Source organism: Corynebacterium imitans (assembly GCF_000739455.1).
Lineage (GTDB): Bacteria > Actinomycetota > Actinomycetes > Mycobacteriales > Mycobacteriaceae > Corynebacterium > Corynebacterium imitans.
The window spans coordinates 1,795,227-1,809,331 of the sequence record NZ_CP009211.1 but is presented as its reverse complement, the minus strand read 5'-3'; the positions used below and the strand labels follow the sequence as shown (position 1 = coordinate 1,809,331).

Sequence of the window (14,105 nt, the reverse complement as noted above, 5' to 3'; positions counted from 1 at the left end):
GTCTTTGAATCGTCTACATGGAGGAAACAAAACTTTGGGCGCCGCAGGTGTCAACACGTATGCAGACCGGCTGAACATTCAGCCTGACAACGTTGTGCAGGAGATCGGCTGGGACGAAGACGCCGACTCTTCCATCTCGGAAGCCATCGAGGACGCAATCGGTGAGCAGCTCCTAGACGAGATGACCGACGAACTCTGCGACGTCGTACTGCTCTGGTTCCGCTCCGACGACGGCGATCTTGTCGACGCACTCATGGACGCCATCCGCAACCTGGGCGACAACGGCTGCGTCTGGCTGATGACCCCGGGTGCCTCCAAGCCCGGCGGTGTCCACCCGGGCGAGATCTCTGAATCCGCCCAGCTCGCGGGCCTGATGCAGACCAAGGCGGACCGTTTCGGCGAGTGGCAGGGCTCCTGTCTCACCGCAGCCGGCACGAAGAAGCAGTAAGCGGCGCTGACCTGCCGGTTAGGCGGTGAAGCGGTGGTTCTGCTACTGTTTACCGCTAGCGCGCCGTTAGCTCAGCTGGAAGAGCAACTGGTTTACACCCAGTAGGTCGGCGGTTCGAGCCCGTCATGGCGCACAAGATGCAAGGCCCTTTCCGGGAGACCGAGAAGGGCCTTGCGCATGCGCGGGGGGCGTGAAAAATCCCGCACCGCAACTAGCTCCTCTTGGGCGAATACGCTTCGCGACGTTGAATTTTTCACACTAGGGTTTGCGAATTTCGAAACCCTGTTGCCTCAACAAATCGACCGCAGTAGGTAGGTTGCGCATAATCACTGTTTCAGTTTGTGCCTTGTAAAAAGTATCCCTGCCGGATTGAACCCGTTCTTCCCAGCCAGCGAGCGGCTCGGCACCGAATTCACGAATCAGAAGTTCGATTACGTCTTCAAGACAAACGCGAAAGCGATGACCGCCCATGGGGAAGTGAATGTCCTGTTGTTGAGCAGCGGTGTCATACTTTCCTGCTCGAGCGAGCAATAGACCTAGGGCAACAGAGTCGGCGTGAAACTGGAAATGGCTCGCGGGTTTATTCCAGGCGCTACGGTCATATTCGAATCGAACTATAGGCACGAACCTACTTAGCGCTTTGAACTCAACTTTGAACGTGCTTCCTTCGACGGCTAAGTACTCGCCCGTCGAATCGGTGCACAGGCGAAAGACGCACCGAAGGTGCAAGCGTTTGCTGCCACTGTGATTGATATGAAGCACTTTTGAGGCGTTGAACGTCGCTCTACGCTTTTCCGCATTTGTCGGGAGACGTTCGAGATGAGTCTCCCCAGCGAGTGTTGAGTCGAGCAGCTCTTCAATTTCGCTTGCGAAAGCCTCGACCAGGTCGTTGAACGTGTGCTGCTCCATCGAGACTTAGCCGTCGATCAGCCAAGAGAGCGACTCGTAGCGGTCGAGGAGTGCTTCTTCGCGGAAGTTCAGTTCTCCGGCTTTGCGCAGACGGCGCAACATTGCGACGGTGTATGGCGACATCTCGCGCTCAACTTCGTCGCGCTCGGCTCGAAGCTCCGCACTCGTCCTCGATGCGAACAATGGGGCTGACATGTTTCCACCTCACTTCAAAATTAAATCCCTACACACACAACTGTATTCCGCTGGGAGAGTTTTGGCTCCATCTGTGTTAATGGTGCGCAAATACCTAGCTGTAAACTACAGGGTTCTGCAAGCTTTACGCGGCACCTAGGAGAATGCGGCAGTGGATCAGCGCAACGGGTATGCGGTCATTGACCTCGAGACCACCGGCTTTGGCAAGTACGACCGGATCGTGGAGATTGGCGTGGTGCTGCTGGACCCGGACCTGAATGAGGAGGACCGGTGGCGCACGCTGGTCCAGCCGATGCGCGACATCCCCAACTCCGAGATCCACGGTATTACCGCGATCGACCTGGTGGAGGCACCGACGTTTGACCGCATCGCCGAGGAGTTCCGCGCGGTCGTGGGCAGTCGCACGCCGGTTGCCCACAACGCGCCGTTTGAGAAGCGCTTCCTTGCCGCCGAGTTCGACCGGGCCAACCTGCCCGACACGCTGCCGGAGCATTGGGTGGACACGATGAAGTTGGCGCGGGAGTACGTGGGCGTCGGCAAGCTGAGCGAAGCGTGTAAGTTCGCGGGCATCCGCAACGAGCGGGCGCACTCTGCGCTTGGCGACGCCGCCGCCACCGCCGAGCTCCTGCGCTACTTCCACAGCGCACACGGGCGGCACTCCAGGATTGGCCAGCTGACGCACCAACTGCCGGCGAGCGGGGCGCGCGCCGAGGACGCCTACCGCGATCGACTTGCCAACGCGCTGCGCGACAAGCAGATCACGCGCGAGGAGGCCCACGAGCTCGAGGCCGCCGCGACTGGGCTGGCGCACGAGGACGTCGAGGCGATCAACGAGGAGTTCATCCGCCAGCTCGTCGTGCAGGCCTGGGCCGACGGCGTGGTCACGGACGCCGAGCGCGCCGAACTGCTCGCCATCGCCGACGCGCTCGGGGTGGACCAAGCGCTGGTCAAGCGCCTCATCAGGCCCCTGCCTACCGACGTCACGCTCTCGCCGGGTGACCGGGTGGCGCTGACCGGCACGCTCGCCATGCCGCGCGAGGAGTGGACCGCCCGCGCCACCGCCGCGGGCCTCGACGTCGGCGGCGTGACCAAGAACTGCGCCGTCCTTGTCGCCGCCAACCCCGACACCATGAGCGGCAAGGCGCGCAAGGCCCGCGAGTACGGCGTGCCGATCATCGGGGAGACGCAGTTCGCGCACCTCATCGCGACCATGGGAACCTCCGCTTCGCTTATCGACGCCCCCGCAGCCGAAACCTCACCCGTACGCGTCGCCGCAGCGTGGATCGCCGAGCACGCGGACCGTCCGCTGCACGAGCTGGCACCGCAGCTGCGTCCCGGGGATGCGCCAGAGGCGACGGGGACCGGGATTGATAAGTATCTCGAGCTGTGGGGCGAGCACTTTCCGCAGATGCTTGAGGCCAGCGCCGCCGACCTGCGCAAACTCCACGGGGTGGGGGAGAAGCGGCAGCTGAAGCTCGTGGAACTCGTGGTAGAGCTCGCCGCCGATGGTGCCGCCGAGCCAGCTGAGACAGTCGCGCCGGAACCCGAGCCGCAAAAGGCTTCACCCTACGAGGAACCCGCGCCCACCAAGCCGAAGGACACCACCGACTGGGCCTACCCGACACCGGAAGAGCTCATGCAGGAGGCAAACAAGCCGCTCTCTACACCCGTGCCCCAATACGAGGACCCATTCGCTGTCCTAGCACCGGAAACGCCGAAGAAGAACCGCGCGGCGCAGGTGTGCAAGTGGTCGGCGATTACGGTGGTCGCGTCCTTTGTGTTCATGATGATCCTGGTTGGCGCCTTTGATGCGGAGGGCGAGGATCCGCTGTCCATTCTCACCGCGCTGGTGTTCCTCGGCGCAGGTGTGAGCACGGTGATCTCGGGGATCGTGGCGATTATCGCCTGGTTCCGCCGCAGCTAGCTCTCCGCCTCCGCGAACAGGACGGTAAACAGGTTGTCAATCGCGGCGTTGCGGGCCGCTGCGCGCGCCGCTGCGGCCGTCACCGGCTTCTTCGCGTCCGGTGCGGTGTGCGGGGCGGGGCGGCCGTGCACCACTGCAGTCCGCGTCGCACCGGCATCGATTTCACTGAGGTAGACCACCGCGGTCTCCCCGTCGGCGGTGCTGAAGATCCCGGCCTCGCCACCGTTGGGGATCGCCGCGGCGATCAGGTCGGGGATCAGCCCGTGCGAGCCGTTGACACGGTCCGGCTCCCATCCGCCCGCAGAAAGATCGTAGGAGACGTCTACCACGTCCCACTCGCCGAACTGCAGGCGCGCGGTACCGGTGTCCAGCGAGCCCGGGTCGGGCACCACCGTGACGTCGCGCAGATCCGTGCCCGCCGGTGCGCACACGGCGCGGATGTAGGCGGGCAGCTGCGCGTGCGCGGTGGGGTAAAAGCCGGTGTTGTCGGGGAAGGTGATGTTGGTGAAGAAGGGGTGCGCGTCGGCGTCGATAAGCGAGAGCACCGTCGTGGCGGGCGCAAGCCGGAAGCACTCGAGGTCATCGCACACGCCGTCTTCCACATCGGCCGGCTCGATGCCGGGACTTAAACGCAGCCCGGCGCGGTCGAAGAGATCGAGGTGGGCGGCCAGGATGTCGCGGTCGGTGACGGTTAATTGCGGTGGCATCGGACGGGTCCTTCCTTCGCTGAAAAGGTTAGCGTTCCTCCTGCCTATCGTAGGCCCGTTGCCACGGGTTGCGCCTGCTTTGCCCGTAGCGCTCGCGCGGGGGCGCGGCGGCGGCCTCCTCGACAGCGGGAGTAGTACCGAGTTCTTCCTGCTCTTCGCGGAAGCGGCGGCGCTCGCGGGCCTCGGCGAAGATGAAGTAGAGCAGCCCGGCCGGGGCCATGATGCCAAAGGCGATCCACTGCAGCCCGTAGGAGAGGTGGTTGCCGGTTTCCAGCATGGGCAGCGGGATCGCGGTGAGCACGCCGGGCTGTTCGGATAAGAGTTGCAGGTAAGGCGCAGCAAGTGAGGTGCTGGTCAGTTCGCCGACTTGGGCGGGGTTGATGGAGTAGACCATGTCGTAGCCCTGGTCGTGCATCGGCGCCTTGGTGTGCTCTGGTTCGCCGGCGAGCAGCATCGCCGTGATGGTGACGTCGCCTGCTGGGGCGGGTGCGATCTCGGGGACGTTCGTGGAGTTCTCCGCAGGCACCCAGCCGCGGTTGACCAGGATGGTTTCGCCGGATTCCAGCTCGAAGGGGCGCAGGACCTGGAAGGCGGGGTTGCGGTCCACCGGCCGCAGGCGCAGCAGCACGTCCTCGCCCACGTAGCGGCCGGTGGCGATAACGCGCGACCACTCGTCGTCCGGGCCGAAGCCGTCGAGTACTTCGGCAAGCGGGACCGGGTCGTGGTCGAAGGCCTCGGTGATGTGCTCGTTGCGCTGCTCGAGCGCCTCGTTCTTGCCCAGCTGCCAGGGCGCGAGGAAGGTAAAGGCGTAGTAGGAAAACATGGCGATCAGGATGGCGGCGATGATCCAACCGGGGTTGAGAAACGCCTTCCACCCGCGCTTAGTGCCGCCTGTCTTACCCTGTTTGCCCTTCACGCCTGCCTAGTCTAGCTGGTTGTTCACCCAGGCGATAATGCCGTCGGCGGCCGCTTCGATCTGTTCGCGGGTGGTGGTAAACCCGTCCTTGCCGCCGTAGTAGGGGTCGGCCACGCCGGCGCCTTCGGGCGCGTCCGGGTCGAAGGAGCGGATGAGCCGCACGCGATTGTCGTCGACGCCGCGGGCGACAAGTTCGGAGACGTGGTTGGTATCGAGGGCGACGATCAGGTCGGCATCGTAGCGCTCCCCGCCGAATTGGGCGGCGACGTGGTGCGAGCCGTCGTAGCCGTGCGCGGCCAGCTCTTCGCGTGCCCGCGAGTCGGCAGGGCCGCCGACGTGCCAGCCGCCGATGCCCGAAGAGGTCACGCGCACGCGATTGCCCAGGCCGGCGTCGGCAAGCTTGTCGCGGATGATCACCTCGGCCATTGGCGAGCGGCAGATGTTGCCGGTGCAGACAAAGTCGATGTGGATCGGGTTAGCGGTACTCATTGATAATCTCCTCCAATTCGCGCGCCGTGTGCGCGGTGTGCGTGGCTTGCGCCCATTCTTCTTCCGTTCCGTAGCCCCAGGTCACGGCCACCGACGGCAGGCCGAATTCAGCGGCGCCGCCAAAGTCGTGGGTGCGATCGCCCACCATCACGGCGCGGGCGGGCGCGTGCTGCGTCATGACGTAGTCCAGCACCTCAATCTTGGTGCTGCGCCCGACGTCGTGGTTCGCGGCACCGAGGAAATCGATGTGTTCTAAAATCCCGGCCCGCTCAAGTGCGAGTCGCGCGAAGCGCTCGCTTTTCGACGTCGCCGTGCACACCCCCACGCCGTGCCCCTTCCACCGAGCGATCAGCTCGGCCATGCCGTCGAAGACTTCGAAGCGCTGCCAGCCCTCGCCGGACATGTAGGCCGAGTACGCCTCCATCGCCCGGTCGACCTGGTCGGGGGCAAGTCCCGCGGCAGCCATGGAGTCGCGCATGGGCGGGCCGGGGATGCGGCGGATGAACTCCTCGCTGGGGCGCTCGATGCCCACGGCGTCGATGCCGCGCAGAAAGCCTTCGCGGATGCCGGGGTAGGAGTCGATGATGGTGCCGTCGACGTCGAGAAGCACTGTAAGTTTCGTATCCTTCACGGCCCCCAGCATGGCAAATTTGTAGGCTGGTTGCCATGACTGTCGTATCTGATGTTGTTCGCGCACTCGAGACCGCCTACCCGCCGCAGCTGGCTGAAAGCTGGGATGCCGTGGGGTTGATCTGCGGGGACCCGGACGCTGAGGTGGAAAAGGTGGCTTTCGCGCTCGACTGCACCCAGGAGGTCGCCGAGGCCGCAGTTGCTGCTGGCGCGCAGATGCTGGTCGTGCACCACCCGCTGCTCATGCGCGGGGTGACCTCGGTGGCGGCGAACACGCCGAAGGGCAAGGTCGTCCACACCCTGATTTCCGGCGGCTGCGCGCTGTTCGCGGCGCACACAAACGCCGATTCCGCCCGCCCCGGCGTTTCTGACGTGCTCGCCGAGCTCATCGGCGTGCGCCCGGGACGCCCGATCAAGCCGATCTTCCTTAATGGCACCGACAAGTGGGGCGTGCACGTCCCGCCGGAGGATGCGGACGGGCTCAAGCGCGAGCTCTTCCACGCGGGTGCCGGCGAGATCGGCAACTACCGCGAGTGCGCGTTCAGCCACGAGGGCACCGGCGAGTTCACCCCCGTCGAGGGCGCCGACCCCACCGATGGCCAGGTGGGCAAGCACTACACGGCCCGCGAGGTCCGCATCGAGTTCGTCGCCCCGACCGCACTGCGCGCCTCGCTTATCGACGCCCTGCGCACCGCCCACCCCTACGAAGAACCCGCCTTCGACGTCATTCAGATGGCCGAGCCCGCGGGCACCCGCGATCTCGAGACCGCGTGCGGGCTGGGGCGCGTCGGCGAGCTGGAGCAGCCGATGACGCTGCGCGAGTTTACCCAGCAGGTCGCCGACGCCCTGCCCGAGACCGTGTGGGGCGTGCGCGCCGCGGGCAACCCGGACCAGGTGGTGAAGAAGGTGGCGGTCTCTTCCGGCTCTGGCGATAGCTTCCTCGCCGACGCCGCAAAACTCGGCGTGGACGTCTATGTCACCTCGGATCTGCGCCACCATCCCGTCGATGAGCACCTGCGCGCGGGCGGGCCTGCGGTGATCGATACGGCGCACTGGGCGAGCGAGTTTCCGTGGACCAGCCAGGCGGCGAGTATCGTTGAGCCGCTAGGGGTTGAAACCCAGGTGCTTGATATCCGCACCGACCCGTGGACGGTGTCTGCACACCCGAAGGCAAAGAACTAGAAAGAGGACAAGGAGCAACCGTGAAGCTTTCTGCTACCGAGCAGCCGATCCTGCTGGAGCTGGCGCAGGCCGACCGCGTGGCCGCGCACCCGGATTCCGCACGCCCCGAGGAGCAAGAGCTGGAGAAGCTGCTGGGCCAGCGCAAGGACCTGCAAGCCGCCTCCGCTGCCGCGCAGATGGCCGTGGACGACATGGAGCTGGAGATCCTGCGCATCCAGGAGGACGAGCGCAAGCTGAAAAAGCGCGAGTTGGATGACAAGCGCCAGCTCAGCGCCGAGACCAACCCGGAGCGCCGCAAGGATCTGGAGCACGACCGCTACGCCGCCAAGTCACGCATCGCTGACCTGCTTTCCGAGCTGAAGGAAGCCCACAACGAGATCGCCGCACTGCGCAACAACCGCGACAACCACGGCGCTCGCTTAGATGAGATCGACCGTAAGGTCGAGACCGCCCGCCGTGCCGTCGAGGCGCTACCGGTGCGCGAGGACGTGGACACCGGTGCCCTGCGCGCCAAGCTGCCCGCCGACGTGCTCGAGGCCTACGACTCGGTCGGTGCTGCCGCTTTCAACGGCCGGACCTGCAACGGCTGCTTCATCCAGTTGCCGGCCAGCGAGCGCGCCGAGGTGATGAGCGCCGACCCGGATACTGTGCCGCACTGCCCGAACTGCGACACCCTGCTCGTGCGCGTCAAACCCTCCCCGGAGGCGTAGATGAAGGTCGCAGTCTTTACCGACGGCGGCTCTCGCGGCAACCCCGGCGTCGCCGGTTCCGGCGCCGTGGTCTACGACGAGGCGGGCAAGACCCTTGCGGAGATCGTCTACGTGGTGGGGGCGAAATCCTCCAACAACGTCGCCGAGTACCACGGCCTGCTGCGCGGACTCGAGGCCGCGGCCGACTTAGGGGCGACCGAGGTCGCGGTGTCTATGGACTCCAAGCTGGTCGTCGAGCAGATGAACGGGCGCTGGAAGATTAAGCACCCCGACATGCAGAAACTCGCCGTCCAAGCCCGCAAGCTCGCCGGCTCCTTCGAGCGCGTGACCTACACGTGGGTTCCGCGCGCGAAGAACAAGAAAGCAGACGAGCTGTCGAATCTTGCGATGGACGCCGCCGAAAAGGACGGCACACCGCGCATCGTGGGCGGCGCAGCGAAGAGCGCCGCGGAGGGAACCTCCGCGAAGAAAACAGACGCGAAAAAGAAGACCGCGAAGAAAACAGACGCCCCGCACGCCGCCGCGCTCGTCCACGGCGCGACCGACACCCCGCGCACCCGCTTCATCCTGCTGCGCCACGGCCAGACCGCGCACTCCGCAGAGCACCGACTGTCCGGCGTCTCCAACCCGGAGCTCACCGAACTGGGACGCGAGCAGGCGCGCCGGGCCGCCGAGACACTGCGCAGCTTCGGCCCGATCGACGCGATTGTGGCCTCCCCGCAGGCCCGGGCGCAGCAGACCGCACAGGCCGCGGCCGACGCGCTCGGCTTCGAGCGCTTCGAGACCGTCGACGGTTTCCGCGAGATCAACTTCGGCGACTTCGAGGGGCTTACCCGCGCGGAGGCGTATGCGATGGACGGGGAGGCGTTTGGGGCCTGGGAGTCGTCGATAGCCAAGGCCCCGCCGAACGGCGAATCGATCACCGCGCTGCACCGGCGGGTGACGCGTGCGCGCCTGAAACTGCAGGAGCAGCGCGAGGGCCAGACGATTCTGGTGGTGACCCACATGATGCCGATCAAGTCCGTGATCCGGCAGGGGCTCGGCGCCGGCGCGGAGGTGTTCACGCACACCTTCCTCGACCTGGCAAGCATTTCCGTGGTGGATTTTTGGGCCGATTTTGGCGTTGTGCGCTGCATAAACGATGTTGCGCACCACCGGTAGGGTATAGTGACGCCTTGCGAATGAGTTGGCCGGGTGACCGCGGCTGCCCGTACCGCCGCGCATGCGGGCTGGCGGGCGGCCGAGGAAAGTCCGGACTCCACAGGGCACGGTGGTTGCTAACAGCAACCCGGAGCGATCCGCGGGAAAGTGCAACAGAAAGTAGACCGCCCGGGCAACCGGGTCAGGGTGAAAGGGTGCGGTAAGAGCGCACCGGCGCTGGTGGTGACATCGGCGGCCAGGTAAACCCCACCGGGAGCAAGGCAAGAATCCCCGCTTGCTACAAGCGGGGGTCGTCGGACGCGATGAGGCTGCCCGCCCAAGTCCGAAGGTAGCTGCTTGAGGCACCCAGCGATGGGTGGCCCAGATGGATGGTCACCGCCCTTTTTCGGGGCACAGAATCCGGCTCATAGGCCGGCTCATTCGCCTTTTATACAGCGCGCTGCGCGTGCGTCTGGCACGATGGCGGGGTATGAAACTTTATGCCGCGCCGCTGAACTTTCGCGCCATCGCGCGCGAATTTTCCGTCCCCACCGACTTCGCAACACCCGTGCTCGAGGAAGCGGCGCAGCTGACCGACCAATTTGCCGCCGAGCGTATCGACGCCCGCTCGATCCCCCTTGTCACCATCGACCCCGCAGGCTCACGCGATTTGGACCAGGCTGTGCACATCGCCGAGCGCGGTGCCGGCTACACCGTCACCTACGCCATCGCGGATGTCGCCGCCTTCGTCGAGCCCGCAGGCGCAGTCAAAGACGCATCGCTTACGCGGGGGCAGACGATCTACCTGCCGGATGAGCCGGCGCGGCTGCACCCGCCAGCCTTAAGCGAAGACGCCGCCTCATTGCTTCCCGACGTTGACCGCCCCGCCGTGCTCTGGACCTTCGAACTCGACGAGCGCGGTGAAGTTGAGCACGCCCACGTCGAGCGCGCCCTGGTGCACTCGGTGGCGCGCCTGGACTACGAGGGAGTTCACGCCGATTTCGAGACAGGCACCCCGCACCCGTCGATTGCGCTGTTGCCGGAGGTAGGAAGGCTGCGGCAGGGGAGTTCGTTGCGTCGAAAAGCGATCAACCTGCGGCTGCCGAGCGTGCGCGTGGGCGGCGATGCGGACACCTTTGAGCTGTTCATCGAGCCGCGGCATCCGGTGATGGACTACAACTCGGAAATCTCGCTGATGACCGGCATGGTTGCCGGCCGGATGATGGTGGAGGCCGGCGTCGGCTTCCTGCGCACGCTCGGGCCCGCGACGCGTGAGGCGGAAGCGGAGTTCCGGCGCGAAGCCGCGAACTTGGGCTACGAGGTGCGAGGCGAGATCGGCGAGTTTCTCGCGGGCATCGACGCCGACACCCCGCGCGGCATGGCCATGATGCGCGAGGCACAAAAGCTGTTGCGCGGGGCAGGCTACGTCGACCTCGCAGAGAAAGACGCCGAGGTGCATGCGGGCATCGGCGGCTACTACAGCCACGTCACCGCCCCGCTGCGCAGGCTGATCGACCGCTACGCCACCGAAGTCTGCCTGGCGATCTGCGCAGGCCAAGACATCCCCGAGTGGGTGCGCGCGGATGCACCGCGCGTGTTGAAGACGATGGGGCGGACCTCGCAGCTCGCGCACACCGTGGACCGCGCCTGCCTCAACCTCACCGAGGCGACCGTGCTCGCGCCCTGGGTCGGCCACAACTTCGACGGGGTCACACTGCAGGTCAATGACGCCGACGAGGCCCGCATCTTCATCGCCGACCCGCCGGTACTCGCGCCCTCGCACGGCGCGCCGGGGGAGGGCACCGAGACGAAGTTCTCGCTCGTGCGCGCCGACGCCGCCGCGCGCGAGGTGGCCTTCGCCTGGCCCGCCGACTAGTCCGCGGGCGCATCCTCCAGGCAGGCGGTGCGCCCGGGCGTGATCTCCACGATGTCGAAATCCTTGGCCATCGTGCGGGCGAACTCGTCTGCCGTACGCACCGACACCAGCGCGAGCACCGCCTTGGAGGTACCGGTCGCCGCAGGCCGCGCCGCGACCGCCCCGCGCGTCTTGCACAGCTCGACCAGCGCGTCCGGCAGCGTAAGTCCGCGGGCCTCGGTGGGGCTGTTGACCAGGCTGAACAGGTCGTTGGTGTGGCGCGAGCGCAGCGCCTTGGCCACAGCCATGCTGCGTAGTGTCTCTGCCTCGCAGAAGTGCACCCAGGCGCGGGCTTGCTCAGGGGTAGGCGCGGTTTCGTCGCCGACGGTGCGACGCGCCGTGACCCACTCGACGACGCGGTCGATGGCGTCGGGAAGCTTGCGTAGTGAGGTAACGCCGAAGTTGGCACACGCGGCGTCGATAAACGCGCGGTGCGCGGCGATGCGCTCGACCTCGCCGTCATCCGCCTCGCCGAATTTTTCCGCCACCGAGAAGAAACGCACGCCCTCGCGACCCGGGTGCGGCGCCTCGGTGAGCGAGCCGTCGGCGTAATCAATCACCGCGATGCCGGTGCCGCTCGCGCGCAGGGCCGCCGTGTGCCGTGAGCGCAGGCCGGTCAGCGAGGAGTACGCGTCGACGGCCTGGGAGGCGATGTCGGCCAGGCGGGCGCGGAAGGGCGCCTCGTTGAGTTCGGCGTGGCCGGCTGCAAGCGCGAGGCACATCGCCGAATCCGCCGCCCACAGTGCGCCGAGACCGGCACCGAGCGGGATGTCGGAGATCACCGTGACGTCCAGGCCCGCCGTGTCGCGGGAGAGGACCTGGCGCTGGATGAGCTGGTGGACCAGCCCGCCCCAGCGCTTGGCCAGCGGGTGGTCGGCATCGGCGGGCTCGCCAAGCGGCGCGGTGGCCACCACGTCCTCGGAGGCGGGCGCGGAGGCGGCGAAGACCAGCTGGTGGTCATCGCGCGGGCTGAACGCCACCGCTGCGCGCAGGCTGGACAGACCGATGAGCGTCGCACCGCCGAAGTGGTCGACGTTCTCGCCAGCCAGGATCCACGTCGCCGGGGCGCTCGCCACGTGTGCGGGGGCGTGCCCGGTGCGTTTTTCGTGGGCTGTACGTGCGCGCTCCGCCACCGGCGTGGCGTGTTGGGCAGTCGGGTCGGTCCACAAAGACATACGGCGTCCTCTCCAGTCGGTCGGCGTGAAACCCCAGACTACCAACCGCGCGCGGCGGGTAGGGTGGGGCGAAAACCCCGTCAAGCAAAGGAGCACAACGATGGCAGACGAGAAGTTCTACTTCAACCCGACCACCGGCGAGGTCACCCAGGGCAAGGTCGCCTCCTGGGATAACCGCATGGGGCCGTATGACACGCGCGAGGAGGCCGCGCACGCCCTCGAGATCGCCGCCCAGCGCAACAAGGCCGCCGACGAGGCTGACGAGGCCTGGGAAGACTAGAGCTTCTTGAAGGCCTTCTTCACCTTCTTCATCGCCTTCGGGTAGCCCGCGAGCGCGGCCCGGCCGAGCTCGAGTTCGCGCTGGTAGAGCACGCCGTAGGCAAAGGTGTCCTCGCCGCGGGAGTGCGCGGCCTGTGCCAGGCGCACGAGGTGCTCGCGCGTAGTCACCGAGTCCTGGAAATCCCCGAGCACCGACTGCAGGCGCACGCACGCCTTGACCAGCGGCTTCGCTTTCAGCCCGGAGTCTTGCGCGGCGACGGCGGCGTAGCGCAGCTTCTTCGCCGCCTTGCGCACAGCGTGCACGTACGCCTCGCGCTCGGCCAGCGGCAGCGAGGCGTCGTCGGCGTGCTTTTCCATCTTCGCGTCGCGCTTCTTCAGCTTTTTGTAGGCACCGCGCAGCTGCGCGTAGAGCTCAGCGTCGCTTTGCTTGCCGGCCGGCTGCAGCTTATCGACGTCCACCAGCAACTCAGCGAACCGCTCCGAGTCCAGCATCTGCACAATTTCGGCGTGCGCTACCTCGTAGACCTCGCGAATGTCGCGGTTGAGGTGTACTGCGGTGGCGGCATCGATGGTCCCGGTCTCGTCGGTAGCAACCAGGTCGTGGATGCGCTGCTCGACAACTTCCGCGTCGCGCGCGCTACCAAGCACCGCAGCAGTGTGCTTGAGCTCGGCCTCCAGGTGGGCGACATCGGTGCCGCTGTAGGCGCCCTCGAAGGTCTCCAGCAAAGAGCGCATTGTGCGGGTGGCCACGCGCATCTGGTGGACGGAGTCGTACTCGTCGTCGCGCACGCGCGGGGCGTAGTCGACGATCCTGTCTCGCGTCTCGCGAAGCGCCGCATCAACCGGCCCGGCCGGCCCGGCCGGCATGCTGTCGCCTAAGGCCTTGACCAGTTTCGACGGCGCGTCTGCTGGGCGCGCGCCCGCCGCCAGCATGGCCTCGGTGGCGTTGTGAAGAAGCGTTTCTCCGGCCTCGGTGCCTGCAACCGCCTCGGTCAGCTCCAGCTCCCACTCGCGCCAGGACTGCGTCTGTCCGCCGGGCAGGTAGGACTCGGAGGTGACGTGGTCGTCGCAGAACTCGGCGTACGCGGTGCCCTCGCGGCCCAGGACGGACTCCACGCGCCGGTTGTCCACCCGCGCGATCGGGACCAGGGGCGCATCGCCGACGATGTCCGCGACCGCCTCGCGCAGTTCGGCGGGAACTTCCTCGCCGGGGGCGTCGGCAAGCGGCACCTGCAGCTCGCGGCGCGCGCCACCCTCACCCGGGAGCTTGACGTGCCAGCCGTCGTCCGTGCCGCCTGTGCGGCAACGCAGGACGGTCTTCGCGCGGGTGAGCCGCAAATCCTCGGTATCAAAATAGGTGGCGGAGAGGTTGTGGGTGGTGGTGGAGGTAATCGACAACGTGGCGTCGACAAGCGAGGGCCCCGGCGGTTTGACCCCCTCGTCCACGGCGAGCTTGACCTCAACTTCCAAAACTTCCTGCGCCATA

15 protein-coding genes, 1 tRNA gene and 1 other RNA gene are annotated in these 14,105 nt (G+C 66.4%); 9 read left to right on the top strand and 8 right to left on the bottom strand.

Features of this window, described 5'->3' with window-relative positions; translation table 11 throughout:
- Positions 1-4: 4 nt before the first annotated feature.
- Positions 5-448, top strand: coding sequence for a DUF3052 domain-containing protein (locus CIMIT_RS08445; RefSeq protein WP_407919533.1), 444 nt, complete (start codon positions 5-7; stop codon positions 446-448).
- A gap of 60 nt (positions 449-508) precedes the next feature.
- Positions 509-581: transfer RNA gene (locus tag CIMIT_RS08440), tRNA-Val, on the top strand.
- A gap of 125 nt (positions 582-706) precedes the next feature.
- Here CIMIT_RS08440 and CIMIT_RS08435 read toward each other — a convergent pair.
- A complete protein-coding gene (locus tag CIMIT_RS08435; protein WP_051904899.1) occupies positions 707-1,357 on the bottom strand; it encodes a hypothetical protein in 651 nt (216 codons plus the stop codon).
- Positions 1,358-1,363: 6 nt separating this feature from the next.
- On the bottom strand, positions 1,364-1,552 hold the full coding sequence (locus tag CIMIT_RS08430) for a hypothetical protein (protein WP_038591708.1): 189 nt from the start codon (positions 1,550-1,552) through the stop codon (positions 1,364-1,366).
- A gap of 151 nt (positions 1,553-1,703) precedes the next feature.
- Between CIMIT_RS08430 and CIMIT_RS08425 the strand changes: the two genes are divergently transcribed.
- Positions 1,704-3,476 (top strand): exonuclease domain-containing protein, encoded by a 1,773-nt coding sequence (locus CIMIT_RS08425; RefSeq protein WP_051904898.1) that lies wholly within the window; start codon positions 1,704-1,706, stop codon positions 3,474-3,476.
- Here the strand turns inward: CIMIT_RS08425 and CIMIT_RS08420 are convergent.
- From CIMIT_RS08420 to CIMIT_RS08405, 4 genes are read right to left on the bottom strand one after another with little or no spacing between them, the layout of a single operon-like run.
- A complete protein-coding gene (locus CIMIT_RS08420; protein WP_038591705.1) occupies positions 3,473-4,183 on the bottom strand; it encodes a hypothetical protein in 711 nt (236 codons plus the stop codon). The two genes, CIMIT_RS08425 and CIMIT_RS08420, sit on opposite strands and share 4 nt — an antisense overlap.
- 28 nt (positions 4,184-4,211) lie before the next feature.
- The gene (locus CIMIT_RS08415) at positions 4,212-5,099 is read right to left on the bottom strand and encodes an SURF1 family cytochrome oxidase biogenesis protein (protein WP_038591702.1); all 888 of its coding nucleotides are present in this window, start codon (positions 5,097-5,099) and stop codon (positions 4,212-4,214) included.
- A 6-nt stretch (positions 5,100-5,105) separates the two neighbouring features.
- Positions 5,106-5,588 (bottom strand): low molecular weight protein-tyrosine-phosphatase, encoded by a 483-nt coding sequence (locus tag CIMIT_RS08410; protein ID WP_038591699.1) that lies wholly within the window; start codon positions 5,586-5,588, stop codon positions 5,106-5,108.
- Positions 5,575-6,219, bottom strand: coding sequence for an HAD-IA family hydrolase (locus CIMIT_RS08405; protein WP_231910283.1), 645 nt, complete (start codon positions 6,217-6,219; stop codon positions 5,575-5,577). Before CIMIT_RS08405 ends, CIMIT_RS08410 begins: the two co-directional genes overlap by 14 nt.
- A 35-nt stretch (positions 6,220-6,254) precedes the next feature.
- On the opposite strand from CIMIT_RS08405, the gene CIMIT_RS08400 reads away from it, so the two are divergent.
- The 5 genes from CIMIT_RS08400 (at position 6,255) to CIMIT_RS08385 (ending at position 11,126) form a co-directional block, all read left to right on the top strand.
- Positions 6,255-7,400, top strand: coding sequence for a Nif3-like dinuclear metal center hexameric protein (locus CIMIT_RS08400; RefSeq protein WP_038591694.1), 1,146 nt, complete (start codon positions 6,255-6,257; stop codon positions 7,398-7,400).
- Positions 7,401-7,420: 20 nt separating this feature from the next.
- The gene (locus tag CIMIT_RS08395) at positions 7,421-8,110 is read left to right on the top strand and encodes a zinc ribbon domain-containing protein (protein ID WP_038591691.1); all 690 of its coding nucleotides are present in this window, start codon (positions 7,421-7,423) and stop codon (positions 8,108-8,110) included.
- Entirely contained in the window at positions 8,111-9,271 is a 1,161-nt protein-coding gene (locus CIMIT_RS08390) for a bifunctional RNase H/acid phosphatase (protein WP_038591689.1), read from the top strand.
- A gap of 21 nt (positions 9,272-9,292) precedes the next feature.
- Positions 9,293-9,694, top strand: an RNA gene (gene rnpB, locus CIMIT_RS12235) — RNase P RNA component class A.
- 46 nt (positions 9,695-9,740) lie between these two features.
- Entirely contained in the window at positions 9,741-11,126 is a 1,386-nt protein-coding gene (locus tag CIMIT_RS08385; RefSeq protein ID WP_038591686.1) for an RNB domain-containing ribonuclease, read from the top strand.
- Here the strand turns inward: CIMIT_RS08385 and CIMIT_RS08380 are convergent.
- Positions 11,123-12,340 (bottom strand): galactokinase family protein, encoded by a 1,218-nt coding sequence (locus tag CIMIT_RS08380; RefSeq protein ID WP_038591682.1) that lies wholly within the window; start codon positions 12,338-12,340, stop codon positions 11,123-11,125. The genes CIMIT_RS08385 and CIMIT_RS08380 overlap by 4 nt on opposite strands.
- A 100-nt stretch (positions 12,341-12,440) precedes the next feature.
- Here CIMIT_RS08380 and CIMIT_RS08375 point away from each other — a divergent pair, with 100 nt between their 5' ends.
- On the top strand, positions 12,441-12,620 hold the full coding sequence (locus CIMIT_RS08375; RefSeq protein ID WP_038591680.1) for a hypothetical protein: 180 nt from the start codon (positions 12,441-12,443) through the stop codon (positions 12,618-12,620).
- Here CIMIT_RS08375 and CIMIT_RS08370 read toward each other — a convergent pair.
- Positions 12,617-14,104 (bottom strand): CYTH and CHAD domain-containing protein, encoded by a 1,488-nt coding sequence (locus CIMIT_RS08370; RefSeq protein WP_038591678.1) that lies wholly within the window; start codon positions 14,102-14,104, stop codon positions 12,617-12,619. The genes CIMIT_RS08375 and CIMIT_RS08370 overlap by 4 nt on opposite strands.
- Position 14,105: the final 1 nt, after the last annotated feature.